This window comes from Pseudomonas sp. GZJR-8, from assembly GCF_002916705.1.
Lineage (GTDB): Bacteria > Pseudomonadota > Gammaproteobacteria > Pseudomonadales > Pseudomonadaceae > Aquipseudomonas > Aquipseudomonas synxantha_A.
The window spans coordinates 179,323-194,305 of sequence record NZ_JXSI01000007.1 but is presented as its reverse complement, the minus strand read 5'-3'; the positions used below and the strand labels follow the sequence as shown (position 1 = coordinate 194,305).

Annotated in this window: 16 protein-coding genes and 1 tRNA gene; 9 read left to right on the top strand and 8 right to left on the bottom strand. The window is 59.8% G+C overall.

The window, feature by feature from the left end; all coding sequences use genetic code 11:
- Positions 1-95: 95 nt before the first annotated feature.
- From TK42_RS16035 to TK42_RS16025, 3 genes are read right to left on the bottom strand one after another with little or no spacing between them, the layout of a single operon-like run.
- Positions 96-1,394 carry an NAD(P)/FAD-dependent oxidoreductase gene (locus tag TK42_RS16035; RefSeq protein WP_078820261.1) on the bottom strand — a complete coding sequence of 433 codons (1,299 nt, stop codon included), beginning with the start codon at positions 1,392-1,394 and terminating at the stop codon, positions 96-98.
- 60 nt (positions 1,395-1,454) lie between these two features.
- Positions 1,455-1,628 carry a DUF3094 family protein gene (locus tag TK42_RS16030; RefSeq protein WP_005784671.1) on the bottom strand — a complete coding sequence of 58 codons (174 nt, stop codon included), beginning with the start codon at positions 1,626-1,628 and terminating at the stop codon, positions 1,455-1,457.
- A 53-nt stretch (positions 1,629-1,681) separates the two neighbouring features.
- Positions 1,682-2,311 (bottom strand): DUF1780 domain-containing protein, encoded by a 630-nt coding sequence (locus TK42_RS16025; protein ID WP_003188431.1) that lies wholly within the window; start codon positions 2,309-2,311, stop codon positions 1,682-1,684.
- 129 nt (positions 2,312-2,440) lie between these two features.
- Between TK42_RS16025 and TK42_RS16020 the strand changes: the two genes are divergently transcribed.
- Both TK42_RS16020 and TK42_RS16015 read left to right on the top strand, forming a co-directional pair.
- A complete protein-coding gene (locus TK42_RS16020) occupies positions 2,441-3,130 on the top strand; it encodes an energy-coupling factor ABC transporter permease (RefSeq protein WP_032877845.1) in 690 nt (229 codons plus the stop codon).
- A gap of 66 nt (positions 3,131-3,196) precedes the next feature.
- Positions 3,197-3,412: a hypothetical protein gene (locus tag TK42_RS16015; protein WP_003171680.1), complete on the top strand. Its 216-nt coding sequence runs from the start codon at positions 3,197-3,199 to the stop codon at positions 3,410-3,412.
- Here the strand turns inward: TK42_RS16015 and yacG are convergent.
- The 4 genes from yacG to TK42_RS15995 are packed head-to-tail and all read right to left on the bottom strand — an operon-like array spanning position 3,409 to position 6,297.
- Positions 3,409-3,609, bottom strand: coding sequence for a DNA gyrase inhibitor YacG (gene yacG / locus TK42_RS16010; RefSeq protein ID WP_103734654.1), 201 nt, complete (start codon positions 3,607-3,609; stop codon positions 3,409-3,411). The two genes, TK42_RS16015 and yacG, sit on opposite strands and share 4 nt — an antisense overlap.
- Positions 3,606-4,229 (bottom strand): dephospho-CoA kinase, encoded by a 624-nt coding sequence (coaE, locus tag TK42_RS16005; RefSeq protein WP_103734653.1) that lies wholly within the window; start codon positions 4,227-4,229, stop codon positions 3,606-3,608. The genes yacG and coaE overlap by 4 nt, the downstream gene beginning before the upstream one ends.
- Entirely contained in the window at positions 4,226-5,092 is an 867-nt protein-coding gene (locus tag TK42_RS16000) for an A24 family peptidase (RefSeq protein ID WP_103734652.1), read from the bottom strand. The genes coaE and TK42_RS16000 overlap by 4 nt, the downstream gene beginning before the upstream one ends.
- Positions 5,089-6,297: a type II secretion system F family protein gene (locus tag TK42_RS15995; protein ID WP_103734651.1), complete on the bottom strand. Its 1,209-nt coding sequence runs from the start codon at positions 6,295-6,297 to the stop codon at positions 5,089-5,091. Before TK42_RS15995 ends, TK42_RS16000 begins: the two co-directional genes overlap by 4 nt.
- Positions 6,298-6,496: 199 nt before the next feature.
- Here TK42_RS15995 and TK42_RS15990 point away from each other — a divergent pair, with 199 nt between their 5' ends.
- The 3 genes from TK42_RS15990 to TK42_RS15980 all read left to right on the top strand — a co-directional run bounded on the left by TK42_RS15990 (position 6,497) and on the right by TK42_RS15980 (position 7,502).
- Positions 6,497-6,910, top strand: a complete 414-nt coding sequence (locus TK42_RS15990; RefSeq protein WP_005784685.1) for a pilin — start codon at positions 6,497-6,499, stop codon at positions 6,908-6,910.
- Positions 6,911-6,973: 63 nt separating this feature from the next.
- Positions 6,974-7,046, top strand: a tRNA-Thr gene (locus tag TK42_RS15985).
- Positions 7,047-7,196: 150 nt separating this feature from the next.
- The gene (locus tag TK42_RS15980; RefSeq protein ID WP_032877840.1) at positions 7,197-7,502 is read left to right on the top strand and encodes a DUF6388 family protein; all 306 of its coding nucleotides are present in this window, start codon (positions 7,197-7,199) and stop codon (positions 7,500-7,502) included.
- A 74-nt stretch (positions 7,503-7,576) separates the two neighbouring features.
- On the opposite strand, the gene nadC is transcribed toward TK42_RS15980, so the two are convergent.
- A complete protein-coding gene (gene nadC, locus TK42_RS15975) occupies positions 7,577-8,425 on the bottom strand; it encodes a carboxylating nicotinate-nucleotide diphosphorylase (RefSeq protein ID WP_103734650.1) in 849 nt (282 codons plus the stop codon).
- Between the two features lie 245 nt (positions 8,426-8,670).
- Between nadC and TK42_RS15970 the strand changes: the two genes are divergently transcribed.
- The 4 genes from TK42_RS15970 to TK42_RS15950 all read left to right on the top strand — a co-directional run bounded on the left by TK42_RS15970 (position 8,671) and on the right by TK42_RS15950 (position 14,905).
- Complete coding sequence (locus tag TK42_RS15970) at positions 8,671-10,824, top strand: DUF1631 domain-containing protein (protein WP_103734649.1); 2,154 nt, start codon at positions 8,671-8,673, stop codon at positions 10,822-10,824.
- Between the two features lie 61 nt (positions 10,825-10,885).
- Complete coding sequence (gene ampD / locus TK42_RS15965; RefSeq protein WP_103734648.1) at positions 10,886-11,449, top strand: 1,6-anhydro-N-acetylmuramyl-L-alanine amidase AmpD; 564 nt, start codon at positions 10,886-10,888, stop codon at positions 11,447-11,449.
- Positions 11,446-12,282: a regulatory signaling modulator protein AmpE gene (gene ampE / locus TK42_RS15960; protein ID WP_078820267.1), complete on the top strand. Its 837-nt coding sequence runs from the start codon at positions 11,446-11,448 to the stop codon at positions 12,280-12,282. The genes ampD and ampE overlap by 4 nt, the downstream gene beginning before the upstream one ends.
- A 592-nt stretch (positions 12,283-12,874) precedes the next feature.
- Positions 12,875-14,905, top strand: a complete 2,031-nt coding sequence (locus TK42_RS15950; protein ID WP_103734646.1) for a methyl-accepting chemotaxis protein — start codon at positions 12,875-12,877, stop codon at positions 14,903-14,905.
- The last annotated feature ends 78 nt before the right edge of the window (positions 14,906-14,983 follow it).

Genomic DNA, 14,983 nt, shown 5'->3' with positions numbered 1-14,983 from the left:
GGGGCTTGCTCCCGATAGCGGTGGGTCAGCTAAGTATTCATTAACTGACACACCGCTATCGGGAGCAAGCCCCCTCCCACAGGTGTTATGCGTTGTTAGTGGAGTTTGAGGCGCGGTTCTGTGCCTCGCCCAATCTTGCTGCCCAGCATCAGCATCGCCGTGCGGAAGAAGCCGTACAGCGCCATCTGGTGCATACGGTACAGCGACACATAGAACATCCGCGCCAACCAGCCCTCCAGCATCACGCTGCCAGTCAGGTTACCCATCAGGTTACCTACCGCCGAGAACCGCGACAGCGAGATCAGCGAGCCGTAGTCGGTGTACTTGTAGGTCGGCAGATCCTTGCCTTCAATGCGCAATCTCAGCGACTTGGCCAACAACGAAGCCTGCTGATGCGCGGCCTGGGCTCGTGGGGGCACATTGCGGTCGGTGCCCGGTTGCGGGCAGGCGGCACAATCGCCAAAGGCGAAGATGTTTTCATCGCGAGTGGTTTGCAGTGTTTGCAGCACCTGAAGCTGATTGATGCGGTTGGTTTCCAGGCCATCGATGTCTTTGAGAAAACCCGGTGCGCGGATCCCGGCCGCCCATACCTTGAGGCTGGCGGGAATCACTTGGCCGCTGCTGGTAATCAGTGCGTCGGCGGTTACTTCGCTGACCGCCGAGTTGGTCAGCACGGTCACCCCGAGTTTTTCCAGGGTTTTATGCACTGGGCCGCCGATCCGCTCTGGCAGGGCAGGCAATACCCGCGGGCCGGCTTCGATCAGGGTGATATGCATGTTTTCCGGTTTGATGCGGTCCAGGCCATAGGCAGCCAGTTCATGGGCTGCGTTATGCAGCTCGGCGGCCAGCTCCACCCCGGTGGCGCCGGCACCGACGATGGCCACGCTGATTTGTTCAACGGCATCGGTTTGCCCGGCATGGGCGCGCAGGTAGTGGTTGAGCAGTTGTTGGTGGAAGCGCTCGGCTTGCTTGCGGGTATCGAGGAACAGGCAATGCTGCGCCGCACCCTCGGTGCCGAAGTCGTTGGTGGTGCTGCCTACGGCAATGACCAGGCTGTCATAGCCCAGTACGCGCGCGGGCACCAGCTCGCGGCCTTCTTCATCGAGGGTGGCGGCCAGCTGGATTTTCTTCTGTTCACGGTCAAGCCCACTCATGCGCCCAAGCTGGAACTCGAAGTGGTTCCATTTTGCCTGGGCGACATAATTGAGTTCGTCTTCCGAAGAATTCAGCGAGCCGGCAGCCACTTCGTGCAGCAGAGGCTTCCAGATGTGAGTCAGGTTGGCGTCCACCAGCGTGATGCTGGCCTTGCCGCGCTTGCCCAGAGTCTTACCCAGGCGGGTAGCCAACTCCAGGCCGCCGGCGCCGCCGCCGACGATAATAATACGATGGGTCATGGGGATATCTCGCAAGGCTAAAAGAAATCGGAGCAGTTACCCCCGCGAGCGCCAGGCAGCTCATAGCGTCAGGTAACTCAATAGGCGGCTCAGCACGCCGAGCCCGATCACCACTACCAGCACCACACAAAGGAGCAGCCATGGCCGGAAAGGCTTGCGCTCGACTCTGTGCTGGGAGAGTTGCAGGTACTCTTGGACATGCTGTTGGTCATCGGGGTTCAGGCGGCTGGTCATAAAGGCCTCGTCAGGTAGACGTTGCAAAAGGGCGCCACGTTACAGCCAAGGGTTCAAAGGCTGATGCCCACATCGAACACTATGCTGCGGCCCAGGTTGTTGCGCAAGAAGTCCGGCGCGTCCGGGTGTGCGAACAGTACGCGCGCGAAGGTTGGCCCCACCAGTGACAGTGAGCGCCAGCCCTGGCGCAGGTATTCGGTTGGCGGCGGAAAGTGGCTGTTGAGGTCCAGCACTTCGCGTTTGAGGCTGGTGAAAGCGATAAGGTCCAGCTCCCCCAGGTCCATGCCGCGTTCTTTGTAGTTATGTGCTTTTTTGCGCAGTGTCGGTGCCAGGCGCAACAAAAACTCATGGGCGGGAATGCGTCGTGGCTTGGCTTCGCGCCGCACCAGTTGGCTCAAAGAGAACGCGCTACGCCTGCGCAGCAATTCATCGCGCCATTCGTCGTTCAGGCGGCGCCCCTCGTCCAGCACGAAAAACACCTCGAAACTGGCGTCGCGAAACAACACATCCGGCGGCTCCTGGCCCGCAGCGTGAAACTCTTCGACGCGGTAGGGCACATTCAAGCCCTGCAGCAGGCGCTGGCAGACCCAACGCTCACGCTCCCATTTGCGGGCATTGGACAGAAACGCATTGGCTTGTTCGGCTGCTACGGTGAGCAGGCGCAAATAATCTGAGTCATCCATATTCCCAGCTTAGCGTTCAAATGATGACCACAGGAAGTCCTGCTTTAAAACGCAGGTGTAGACTGGTCACCTGGCAGCAGGCCCAAGGATGAGGTGTGTGGTGAGGCTTTTTATAAAGGAAGTGCATCCGTGATCAGTGCAGCTGTTCTGGCGCCATCGACCCTCGGCATTGGCTGGCTGTTATATGCGCCGGTGGTGATGTGGGCGACGTTGCGCTCGCCTTGGGTCGAATTGTTCGCCGACCGACGGCGCCAGCATTTGCTGTTCGGTACGGTGTTCGCGTTGTTTATGCTGTGGCTGGTGCGCCGGGATTTCGATACCGGGGTCTCGTACCACTTTATCGGCATGACCGCCGTGACCTTGCTGCTGGATTGGCCGCTGGCAATCGTCGGTGGGTTTGCTGCACAGTTCGGCTTGATGCTGCTGGGGCGCCAGGATCTGGCCGCCCTTGGCGTCAACGGCCTGCTTCTGGTCGGGCTGCCGGTGCTGGTCACCGAAAGCTGCGCGCTGTTGGTCGAACGGGCGCAACCGCGAAACCCCTTTGTGTATATCTTCTGTTCCGGTTTTTTTGCGGCGGCGCTGTCGGCATTGTTGTGCCTGTTGGTTGGCCTGGGCCTGTTGTGGTTGAACGGCCGCTTTGCGATGCCGGAATGGTTGGAGGACTTTGTAGGTTACCTCTGGCTGATCATCTTCCCCGAAGCCTTTATCAACGGCATGGTCATCAGCGCGCTGGTGGTGTTTTGCCCGGAATGGCTGGAGACCTTCAACCGAACTCGCTATCTCTCGGCCCCCTGGAAGGACGACGATTCACGGCGTTGATCCAGGTCAAATCTCGCACGACGGCGCAGGCCCATGCTCTGCAAAATTTTTTCTAGAGCACCGATCATGAGTGTGTACGAGTGGGCACGGCAGGAGTTGCGCAGAAGCCAGGACGCAGCGCAGGAAATCGGTTTTGACCCCGGCTTGACCTTGCGCGCCATGCTCAGTGCGGTAGTGCAGCAAAGCAAGGGTGTACGCAGTTTTGAAGACCTGGCCGACGAGTTGCAATACCTCGCAGAAAACCTCGACGACCAGCAGGAGTATGCCTTTATGCGGCCTTAGTGGCGCGGCGGCAAGTCTTCGGAAAACAGTTCGTCTTCGGCATCCGGGGCCACCGGAATCTTGTGTTCCTCGGCGGCCCAGGCACCCAGGTCAATGAGTTTGCAACGGTCCGAGCAGAACGGCCGGTCAGGGTTTTCCGCTTTCCATTCTACGGGTGCACCGCAGGTTGGGCAGTCGACGGTCAAGGGTTGGCTCATGATCGGCCTCCACGCAAAGTAAGGTAAAAGTGGTGCAGTCGCTCGACCTCGCCGTGCAGCCAGGCAAGGTCCTTATCGTTGACCAGCACGTCATCGGCATGGTTCAGGCGGTCTTCGCGGCTCGATTGGGCCTTGAGAATCGCCTGCACCTGTTGTTCGCTGATGCCATCGCGCTGCAGGGTACGCTGAATCTGCAGCGATTGCGGCACGTCGATCACCAGGATGCGCTGGGTCATGCTGTATTGGCCGGACTCGATCAGCAGCGGTGACACCAGGATCGCGTAAGGCGACTGGGCGCGTGCCAGGTGGCTGCGAATTTCCTCGGCAATCAGCGGGTGCAGCAAGGCTTCCAGCCACAAACGTTCTTGCGGTATCTCAAAGATCAGTTTGCGCAGCGCGGCGCGATCCAGCTGGCCGTCGGGTTGCAGCACGCCGTCGCCGAAATGCTCGGCAATGCGCGCCAGTGCCGGCCGCCCGGGTTCGACGACCCAGCGGGCAGCATGATCGGCGTCCACCAGGTCGATGCCCAGGTCGATAAAGTGCTCGGCCGCAGCGCTTTTGCCGCTGCCAATGCCGCCTGTGAGGCCAAGAATCCAGGGTGTTGCGACAGAAGTGGTCATCTGAAACCGACAGACTGCAAATAGAAGTCGGTTATTTGACCACCCCAGAGCAATGCAATCCAGCCGGCAATTGCCAGGCACGGCCCAAAGGGCATCGGCGTCGACGTTTGGGCCTTGCGCAAACGCAGCAGGATCAGCCCTGCAAACACGCCCATCAGTGAGGCCATCAGCAACGTCATCGGCAGGATCTGCCAGCCACCCCAGGCCCCCAGCAATGCCAATAACTTGAAATCGCCATGGCCCATGCCATCCTTGCCGGTGACCAGCTTGAACAACCAGAACACGCTCCATAGGCTCATGTAGCCAATGACCGCGCCCCACAGTGCGTCGGGCAGTGTCGCCAACAGGTCAGCGCTGTTGATAACCAGCCCCAGCCAGAGCAGCGGCAGGACCAGCACGTCCGGCAGCAATTGGTGGTCCAGGTCAATCAGGCTCATGGCCAGCAAGCCCCAGCTCAGCAACATCACCGCAGCGGCTTGCCAGCCGAAGCCGAAATGCCAGGCAACGGCCGCGGTGATCAGCGCGCACGTCACTTCGGTCAGGGGATAGCGGACGCTGATGGGCTCACGGCAATGGGCGCAACGACCCCTGAGCATCAGGAAGCTGAGCAGCGGGATATTTTCCCAGGGCCGAATCGGCTGGTTGCAGCGCGGACAGCAGGAGCTCGGGCGCATCAGGTTGTACACCGGACCGGCGGGCTCGGTTGGCAGGCCAAGGACCTCATGGGCCTGGGCACGCCATTCGCGTTCGAGCATTTTGGGCAGGCGCCAGACCAGTACGTTGATGAAACTGCCGATGATCAGGCCGAGCACCAGTGCCATGCAGGCAAACGCCCAGTGCTGCTCGCTCAGCAGCAGGCTCAAAAGGCCGTACCCAATTGAAAGACCGGCAGGTACATCGCGATCACCAGCGCGCCGACAATGGCCCCCAGGACAACCATGATCAGCGGCTCCATCAGGCTGGTGAGGTTATCGACCAGGGTGTCTACGTCCGACTCGTAGTGGTTCGCGACTTTTTCCAGCATCCGGTCCAGGGTGCCGGACTCCTCTCCAATGGCGGTCATCTGGATCGCCATGCCGGGAAACAAACCGCAGCTGTGCATGGATTGATTCAACTGCATGCCTGTGGATACATCGTGGCGCATACGTTCGATTGCCTGTTTGAAGGGGTCATTGCCGACGGCTCCGGCTACTGAGCCCAGTGCCTGGACCAGCGGGACACCCGCTGCAAATGTGGTCGAAAGCGTGCGGGCGTAGCGGGCGACGGCGGTTTTTTGCAGCAGTTTGCCTGCCAGAGGCGCTTTCAACAAACTCGCTTGCAGCCAATGGCGAAAGCCAGGGTAACGGCGGTAGGCGTGGCGCAGCCCGCCCACCCCCACGGCCAGGCTCAGCACGAGTATCCACCACGCTTGTTGCAAGAACTCGGACAGGGCAATGACCCCCAGGGTAAACCCGGGCAGTTGGCTGTCGACCCCGGCAAACAGATGCTGGAACTGAGGCACGACGTGTATCAACAGCACTGTGCTGACCAGTGTCGCGACTACCAGGACTGCGACAGGGTAAGTCATGGCTTTTTTGATCCTGGCTTTGAGCTGTTGGCTTTTTTCCAGATGAATCGCCACGCGCTCCAGCAGGGTTTCCAGAGCCCCGGCCTGTTCTCCGGCAGCTACCAGGTTGCAGTACAGGTCATCGAAATAACGCGGGTGCAGGCGTAGCGCTGCGGCCAGGTTATTGCCGCTGGCGATCTGTTGTTTCAACGCCTTGACCAGTTCACGCACCTGCTGGTTTTCAAAACCCTCACTGATGATGTCGAAGGCTTGCAGCAGCGGGATCCCGGCTTTGAGCAAGGTCGCCAACTGTCGGGTAAACAGGGCGATATGGGCTGGCAGGATTCGCGGGGTGAAAGCCGAACGTGATCGAGGCCTCTTGCGCACACGCTCGGGGCAGATCCCTTGCTGGCGCAGTTGTGCCTTGATCAGCGCAAGGCTGTCGCCAGCGGTTTGCCCGGTCACCCTGCGTCCTTTGCGGTTGATGCCTTCCCAGGCATAGATCGTTGACGTGTCGTTCATATCGGTTTGCGCACCCGGCAGTGAAGAATTTATAGCGTAGTCAGGTGGCGGATTCGGGGCGGCTGGTGTTATGGGATAAAGTGTCAGAATGTGCGTCTTGCAGGCGATGGGCTTCGTGGTGGTGGGTACACTGGCGCCGTTGCACACTTCGGGGCGCAGGACGCGCCTTGTCATGGTTTTATTCTGGAGAGTGAAAGAGATGCGTCAAAAAGGCTTTACCTTGATCGAGTTGTTGATCGTTGTGGCAATCATCGGCATTTTGGCCACGATCGGTTTGCCCATGTACACCAAGCACCAGGCCAAGGCCAAGTTTACGGCGGGGCTGGCTGAAATCAGCGCGTTGAAGGCCGGTTATGAAGACGTCATCAACCAGGGCACTGTGCCCACTGTGTCGTTGATCGGTGGCAACAGCCCCACTGCCAATTGCAAGATCGACGTGACAGGAGATGTAGCCTCGGGCGCCGGCTCCATCAGCTGTGAAATCCTCGATGCGCCAGCGCCCGTGCTCGGCAAGACCATCACCTTGACCCGCAACGCAACCAGCGGATGGACCTGTGCTACTACAGCGGATCCGCAGTACGTTGCCAAGGGCTGCTCTGCCAACGGCGCGTGATGGCGCCGGGCGGTGAGCGAGTCAGTTGCTGCATGACCAATGCAGTGCTAGCTTTAGCCCACCGCCCGTGTAGCTCAGCCGGTAGAGCAGCGCACTCGTAACGCGAAGGTCGCAGGTTCGATTCCTGTCTCGGGCAAAAGCGCACCACTGCTTCAAAGGCAATGTTTTCAGATGATCCCAGAATGGTTCTGAAGGCCAGACGAGTCGGCATTCGTGCTCGCTCTTTTGTATCTGCGCAACCTTGATGACCCAGATGCATCCCCATTCCTCGATCCAAGAGAACGACATGACCACGACTGAGATAACCCAGCAAGCGCGTCACGAAGAAGCACTCAAGCAATACCTTGAGGAGTCGCCGCAGCTTAAAGAAGAGATCAAGGACCTGAGCGCTGACGACCAGCGCGATCAGATTCAGTGGGCATTCGAGGACGAGGCAGAGAGCCAGAGCCTCCAGCCTTGGGAGTTGACCCTCAAGTACACCTCGACACCGGAAGAGTTCGAAGCTGCGCGGTTGGCCTTGCATAAAGAGGCGGCCGAGGTGCTGGGCGTCGAATGGGAAGAGTACTGCGAGATGAATAATCTTGTAGTTTAAAAGCAGCCGCGAGTTTCAAGCTGCAAGCGGCAAGTTGTCTCGCAGCCTTCTTGCAGCTTGCAGCTGGCAACTACTCAGATACTGAGGCGCATCGACAGATCCACTGCCTTCACATCCTTGGTCATCGCGCCGATGGAGATGAAGTCCACACCGGTTTCAGCGATAGGCAGCAGGGTACTTTCATTGATCCCGCCGCTGGCTTCCAGCTTGGCCTTGCCGGCGTTCAAGCGCACGGCCTCGCGCATGTCTACCAGGCTCAGTTCATCGAGCATGATGATGTCGGCTCCCGCCGCCAGGGCTTCGCGCAACTCATCCAGGTTTTCCACTTCGATTTCCACCGGCTTGCCTGGGGCGATCTTGTGGGCGGCCGTAATCGCCTGGGCAATGCCACCGCAGGCGGCAATATGGTTTTCCTTGATCAGGAACGCGTCATACAGCCCGATGCGGTGATTGTGGCAACCGCCACAGGTGATCGCGTATTTTTGCGCCAGGCGCAGGCCCGGTAATGTCTTGCGGGTGTCCAGCAGCTTGACCTGGGTGCTGGCGACAAAGTCCGCGAGGAACTGCGCTCGGGTGGCTACACCTGACAGCATCTGCAAAAAATTCAGCGCACTGCGTTCACCTGTGAGCAGCGAGCGTGCCGGGCCTTCAAGGTGGAACAGCGCCTGGTTGGGGCTCACACGTTCACCGTCGGCCACCTGCCAATGCACGGCGACCCGTGGGTCCAGTTGGCGAAATACCGCATCCACCCAGGCCGTACCGGCAATAACAGCCGCTTCGCGGGTAATGATCGTGGCCTTGGCCAGCCGTTCGGCGGGGATCAACTGCGCGGTGATATCGCCACTGCCGATGTCTTCCAGCAGTGCGCGGCGCACGTTGGCTTCGATTTCGGCGGTGAGGTCGGCAAGACGGAGGTTCGGCATAACAGGCTCCACAAACAAAGTGCCTGGATTATAGGGGCTGCGTGCGTTCGAACCCAGCGCGCCGCTCATTTACAGCGTAAAGGCAGAGTTTGCTGGCGCAACCCCCCTCATTTGCAAGATAATCTCGCGCCTTTCAATTGGCGTCATAGCTTTGACGTCGAGGTGGTAGCCGGTTTATTTGCAGCGCACTGCCGTGCCTGCCCCGTTCTTTGCCCCTCTCAACACCGCCGTTTCAGGAGGCCAGGATGCACAATGACGGAAAGGTGGTGCCTATCAACAGGGCACAGGCCACGCCATCGCCGCTCGCGCGCCTGCCGGTGGTGTTGCTGCAGGTGCGTGACAAGGCCGCGCAACAATTGCAGCAGGGTTTGCAGGAACTGTTCGATAACGCCGACGACACCCTGTTCGAAATGGCTGACAAGGCCCGAAGCACCGTCGACCATCATATTTTTTTCGAAGCAATGCGCGACCTGCGCCTCAAGCGCAAGAACTTCGAACGCGTGTTCATGGAGCAGCTGTTTGTCGCCTTCGCCAATCTGGGCCAGGCCGGAAGCGGCGATCTGCACCTGGTGCCGGTGGTGTCCTACGAAGCGGTATCCGGTACCAGTGCCGACGATATGGAAAAAGCCGTAGCCCTTGAGGCGATGCTCGGTCGGGTGCGACATCGTGATGGCTTGGCCCTGGGACAGTTAAGCGCGCGCATGAGCCGATTGCTGGGCCGGCGACTGGATGACCATACCAACCCACTGGGTCCGGCACTGCTCTGTGAGTTTTTCCTGCAGGCAGGGCGCAGTCTGGGGGTGGAAATCCGCGTCAAACTGATCATGCTCAAGCTCTTTGAAAAATACGTGCTCAGTGACGCGGACCTGTTGTATGGCGAAGCCAATCAACTGCTGGTCGCCGTTGGTGTACTGCCTGAACTCAAGGCCGTGCCATCCCGTCGTCCCGGCGGGCGCGCCAGCCGGGAACACCAACGCGCCAGCCAGCCGATCGTCGACCCGCCGCTCGATCAAAGCGGCCAGCAAGCGTTCAGCGCATTGCAGAAGTTACTGCAAGCCGTGCGTGGCAGCGTGGCGCCGACCCTCGAAGCCAGTGCCGAGCCGCAACCCATTGCCACCCGTGATCTGCTACGCCTACTGTCGCATTTGCAGCAGTACGTCCCCGAGCCCGAGGCTGAAGACGATTTCGACCTGCGTAACCAGCTTGAACAGCTGCTCACCCGAGTCAGCGTCAAGAGTGGCAAGTCGCGGGTCCTGGAAGATGCTGACGAAGATGTAATCAATCTGTTCGCTATGCTGTTCGCGTTCATACTCGGTGATAGCAGCGTGCCGGACGCGTTCAAGGGCCTGATCGCCCGTTTGCAGATCCCCTTGCTGAAAGTCGCCGTGCTGGACAAGAGCCTGTTCAGTTGCACGCGCCATCCGGCGCGACGCTTGCTCAATGACATCGCGGGCGCCGTCATGGGCTGGAACCCGCCCGAAGACGCCTCCCGCGATACTCTGTACCTGTGTGTCGAGCAGGTCGTGCAGCGTTTATTGAATGAATTTGTTGAAGACCCGGCGATTTTCTCCCAGCTACTGACCCAATTCAGCGCGTTTACCGCTGATGAATCCAGGCGCAGCGAGTTGCTTGAGCGCCATACCCGAGAGGCCGAGCAGGAGCGCCTGCATACCGAGGCTGCCCGCCAACGTGTGGCGCAGGTGCTTGATCGAAGGCTGGCGGGCAAGGTTCTGCCGCAGTTTGTGGTGCAATTCCTCCAGCAAGCCTGGAGCCAGGTGTTGCTATTGGCCATGCTCAAGCATGGCGGACAGTCGCTGCAATGGCAGGCAGCGCTGCGCACCCTCGATGAGTTGATCTGGAGCGTCGGCCTGCGGGAAGACACCGAAGCGGGCCGGCATTTGCTTGAGCAACTACCCGCGTTGCTCAAGGCGCTGCGTGACGGTTTGGCCGCTGCGGCGTTCGACTCTTTCAGCACCCGTGAATTTTTCCGGCGGTTGCAGACCATGCATGTTCAGTGTCGCGGGGGCGACGGCGCCGAAGTGCTGGTCGAAGTCCGTGAGTCCTTCACGCTTGGCACCGGTGCGCCGTCCGTCGTTGCGCCGCTGCCCGATGATGACCCCGACCTGCTCAAGGCCAGGCAGTTGCAGATCGGCGCCTGGGTAGCGTTTCAGCACGATCAGGAAAACACCCTGCGCTGCAAGTTGACGGCAATCATGCCGCCTACCAATACCTGTATTTTCGTCAGCCGCACCGGGCTCAAGGTTCTGGAAAAAACTACCGACCAATTAGCCCATGCGTTCAAGCGTGGTGTGCTGCGCACGCTGGATGATGGCCTTTTGTTCGAGCGTGCGCTGGCTGCGGTGATGGGCGACCTGCGTCAACTCAAACGCGGCAAGTGATCGCAACCGCAGGGTGGAACGCGGCATACTGGTAACACCTCGTCTCATTTCAGGAGCCTGTATGCAGTTGGACCCCGCCAGCGGTTGGTGCCAGGGCATCCGTCATTGCCCGTCGCCCAATTTCAACGAGCGCCCTGAAGGCGAAATCTCGCTGTTGGTGGTGCATAACATCAGCTTGCCTCCAGCGCAGTTCGCCACGGGCAAGGTGCAAGAGTTTTTTCAGAATCGTCTGGATGTTTCAGAGCATCCCTACTTTGCCGGTATCGACCACCTACGCGTGTCTGCGCATTTTCTGATTGAACGTGACGGCACTGTGACGCAATTTGTCTCGTGCCGGGACCGGGCCTGGCACGCCGGTATTTCCAGCTTCGAGGGGCGCGAGGTGTGCAATGATTTCTCGCTGGGGATCGAACTGGAAGGCACAGACGAACTGCCGTTCACCGATGCCCAGTACGCGGCGCTGACCGAGCTGACGCGCCAGTTGCTCAAGGCTTACCCAGAGATCACTCGCCAACGTATTTGTGGTCACAGCGATATCGCCCCGGGGCGCAAGACTGACCCGGGCCCCGCTTTTGATTGGGCGCGCTTTCTCGGCGCCCTGCAGGATGGAGGACACGAACAATGAGTTTCCTGGTGTTGGTGCTGGCGGTGTGGATCGAGAAGTTCTCGGCCTTGCGCCTGCGGTTGCAGCGCGACGGTGGATGGCTGCGTGAGCTGGCCAAGCTGGAGTCGAGCCCGCGCATGGACAAGCGACCCTGGCTGATCCTGACGCTACTGGTGCTGCTGCCGGTAGCGTTGCTGGCGCTGTTGTTGTTGGTACTGGAGCCGGTGGCCTATGGCCTGTTGGCGTTACCTGTGCACATGCTGGTGGTGATCTATAGCCTGGGCCGTGGTGATTTATTGGCAGGGCTGGGGCCATTCCGTGATGCCTGGCGGCGTGGTGACCTGCAAGCCGCCGAGCATGTGGCCGAGCGCGACCTGAAGCTTGGCGCCGACAGTGGCGAGCAATTGCTGGAGCGGGTCCAGGGCTATCTGTTGTGGCAGGCGTACCAGAGCTTTTTTGCGGTGATTTTCTGGTATTTCCTGCTGGGCCCGGTGGCGGCTTTGGCCTACCGGCTGTTGGCGCTGGCCAGCGAACATAGCCAGAACCCCTTGGTGGCCGAACGTGCCGCGCAGTTGCGTCACGCGTTTGACTGGTTGCCGGTACGCCTGTTGGCGGCGAGCTTTGCTTTGGTGGGCAACTTTGTCGGGGTCAGTCGGGTGATGCTCCACGAACTGCTGAGCTGGGACATCAGCGCGGCGCAGTTGATGGAAAAGGTCGGGCTGGCCGCGGCTGAAATCCCTCCTCCAGTGGTGGGGGCTGACGGCATCAATAGCCTGGATCGGTTGTGGGAGCTGCTGCTGCGTGCGGCGGTGTTGTGGTATGCCGGGTTTGCCATTTGGACTGTATTGCCCTGAGTACTGTGGGAGGTGGGCTTGCCCCCGATGACCACCGGGATCTACACCTCTTGTGGGAGGGGGCTTGCTCCCGATGGCGGCCTCCGGGCCGACCAGGGGGCTGGATCAGACCGAGTACATATCCATTCCTGCGGTAACGGCCACGGTTGGTTCCGCTTTTACAGCGGGTCACTTTGGAAAAGAGCCCCAAAGTAACCAAAGGGCTCTTGCCCCACCACTCGGCACCTCGCCCAGGCTCGGTGTGCCCGTAATCCGCCAGTGATTTGGGGGGCCGCCGCCACGCGCCATCCATGGCGCGGGGCGGCTAAACCGGCATCCCTGCCGGTTTACCCCCCAAATCCCTGTCGAATTCCGGCCAGCGTGGTTTGACGGGGCGCTTAAGATCAAGATCAAAAGCAGATCAAGATCAAGAGCGGCTCGCTTCGCATCGTGGCTACGGGGGCAAGCCCTCCTACATGTGCTCTCCGGATCTGCCGTTAACCTTACGTTACAAAACTTCCCTTCGAATTGAGCTATACAGACAGAGCGCCAAATAGTGGCTATCTGCCGCCGCCCTGCGCCTCAATAACAATAAAAGAAGGGGAGATCACCTGTGATGAGCTTGCTCTATCCTGCCGTCGCGCTGATGAACCGCCTGAGCTTCGGCATGAAGTTCAGCCTGATCAGCGTGCTGTTCCTGCTGCCGATGCTGGCGACCAACTATTACCTGGTGCGTGACTCGTGGCGCGAATTCCAGGGCACCCGTATCGAACTGCAAAGTCTCGACCTGCTTGGCAGCAGCCTGGCATTGCGTCGTGAGTTGGAAACGCTCAACAACCAGGTGCAGATCAACGTCATTCTCGGGCAGTCCGGCAAGGCGGCTGATCTTGAAGCGCAGATCACTGCCCTGGAGCAAGGTGTGCTGGAGCGGTTGCAGGGGTTGCACGCCATGGCGACGCAGCCCGAGCAAGTCGAGGTTTTTGAAAACAAGCGCGACGAGCTGATCGCCGCGTTCAAGGTGCAGCAACAGGAAACCTCGTTGCTCAACAAAGCGGCGTTGATCGGCAAGTTACTCAACCAGGCCCAGATGCTCAGCCAAATCATCGCCAGCCAAGCCGGCTTGAGCCGTGATGCGCAGAGTGACCTGCGCCAACTCAGCGACCTGGTCACTGCGGTCACCCCACAGGTCACCCAACTACTCGGTGAGGGCCGCGCGATGGGCGCGTATTCCCTGGGCCAGGGCTTTATCAATTCCTCCTCCAGTACGCGCTTTGACGAGTTACTGCAGCAGGTGGAAAAGCTCCAGGGCGAATACGGCTTGAAGCTGCAGGACGCGCTGGGCGCCAGCAACGCCGCGCATGCAGCACTCGATAGCTTGGCGCAAGCCAGCCAGGCCAGCCTCAAGCAAGGCAGTGAGTTGTTCGAAGAACAGGTAGTGATGGCCGAGACCCTGGATACACCTTGGCAAGGTTTTTACGACGGCGTCAGTCAACTGATGGCCAAGACCTATCAACTCGATGACGCCACCTTAGCGTTCATCGGCCAGCAACTGGAGCAGCGTCTGACGCAAAACCGCCTGCACATGGTGTTGCTGGTCGCGGCCCTGGTGGCGGTATTTGCGCTGATCTTCTACTTGTATGCAGGTTTCTTTGTCTCCACTCGCACTACCTTGCGCAGCCTGGGGGCGATGATGGACAACGTCGCGGCCGGTGACATGACGGTCACTTTCGTCGCCCACAGCCGCGACGAGCTGGGAGACCTGGGCCAAGTATTCAATGGCACCGTGGCCAAGATCCACGACCTGATTGAGCGCGTCGGGCATACGGTCAGCCAGGTCGAGTTGCAGGCCAGCCAGGTGCAGACGATTTCGGCACAGAGTAACCAGGCGGTATCCGGCCAGCGCAGCCAGATCGAACAAGTGGCAACGGCGATGAACCAGATGTCTGCCACCGCACAGGAGGTGGCGCGCAGCGCGGCGGCGGCGGTCAACAGTGCACAGAGTGTCAATGATGAAACCGTCAGCGGACGGGCGCTGGTGCAATCTCAACAAAGCGGCATCGCACGCCTGGCTTTGGAGATCGATGAGTCGGTGCGGGTGATCAATCAGTTGGCGGCCGATAGCCAGTCCATCAGCAGCGTATTGGAGGTGATCAAGAGCATCGCCGAGCAAACCAATTTGCTGGCGCTCAACGCGGCCATCGAAGCTGCGCGTGCCGGTGAGCAAGGACGCGGTTTTGCCGTAGTGGCCGATGAGGTGCGCACCCTGGCCCGGCGTACCCAGCATTCCACCGGAGAAATTGAACAAATGATCAGCCGCTTGCACAGCGGCGTCGGCGCAGCGGTAAAGGCGATGGGCAGTAGCCATGAAATGGCGAGTGGCACGGTAGGGCAGTCGGAAAAGGTCCAGCACGCCCTGGAAAATATCCTCGGTGCCGTAGGCATGATTGTTGACCAGAACCAGCAGATCGCCGCTGCCGTGGAGCAGCAAACGGCGGTCGCTCACGACATCGACCAGAATATTGTCCAAATCAACCGCGCCGGTGAACATGCAGCACAAGGCGCCCAACAGACCGAAGCGGCCAGCCGGCAGTTGTCGGCGCAGGTCATTGAGCTGAAGCAATTGATTGGTGCGTTTCGGGTGTAAGAACTTTCTGTGGGACTGGGCCATGAATCACGTGGCATTTGTCCTGATTTGCCGGGCTGTGTTTTATCGCGACGTGAA

Coding starts and splice junctions, on each gene's coding strand:
- TK42_RS16035 (WP_078820261.1), bottom strand. CDS start 1,394: ATGACCCATCGTATTATTATCGTCGGCGGCGGCGCCGGCGGCCTGGAG.
- TK42_RS16030 (WP_005784671.1), bottom strand. CDS start 1,628: ATGACCAGCCGCCTGAACCCCGATGACCAACAGCATGTCCAAGAGTAC.
- TK42_RS16025 (WP_003188431.1), bottom strand. CDS start 2,311: ATGGATGACTCAGATTATTTGCGCCTGCTCACCGTAGCAGCCGAACAA.
- TK42_RS16015 (WP_003171680.1), top strand. CDS start 3,197: ATGAGTGTGTACGAGTGGGCACGGCAGGAGTTGCGCAGAAGCCAGGAC.
- yacG (WP_103734654.1), bottom strand. CDS start 3,609: ATGAGCCAACCCTTGACCGTCGACTGCCCAACCTGCGGTGCACCCGTA.
- coaE (WP_103734653.1), bottom strand. CDS start 4,229: ATGACCACTTCTGTCGCAACACCCTGGATTCTTGGCCTCACAGGCGGC.
- TK42_RS15995 (WP_103734651.1), bottom strand. CDS start 6,297: ATGAACGACACGTCAACGATCTATGCCTGGGAAGGCATCAACCGCAAA.
- TK42_RS15990 (WP_005784685.1), top strand. CDS start 6,497: ATGCGTCAAAAAGGCTTTACCTTGATCGAGTTGTTGATCGTTGTGGCA.
- TK42_RS15980 (WP_032877840.1), top strand. CDS start 7,197: ATGACCACGACTGAGATAACCCAGCAAGCGCGTCACGAAGAAGCACTC.
- nadC (WP_103734650.1), bottom strand. CDS start 8,425: ATGCCGAACCTCCGTCTTGCCGACCTCACCGCCGAAATCGAAGCCAAC.
- TK42_RS15970 (WP_103734649.1), top strand. CDS start 8,671: ATGCACAATGACGGAAAGGTGGTGCCTATCAACAGGGCACAGGCCACG.
- ampD (WP_103734648.1), top strand. CDS start 10,886: ATGCAGTTGGACCCCGCCAGCGGTTGGTGCCAGGGCATCCGTCATTGC.
- ampE (WP_078820267.1), top strand. CDS start 11,446: ATGAGTTTCCTGGTGTTGGTGCTGGCGGTGTGGATCGAGAAGTTCTCG.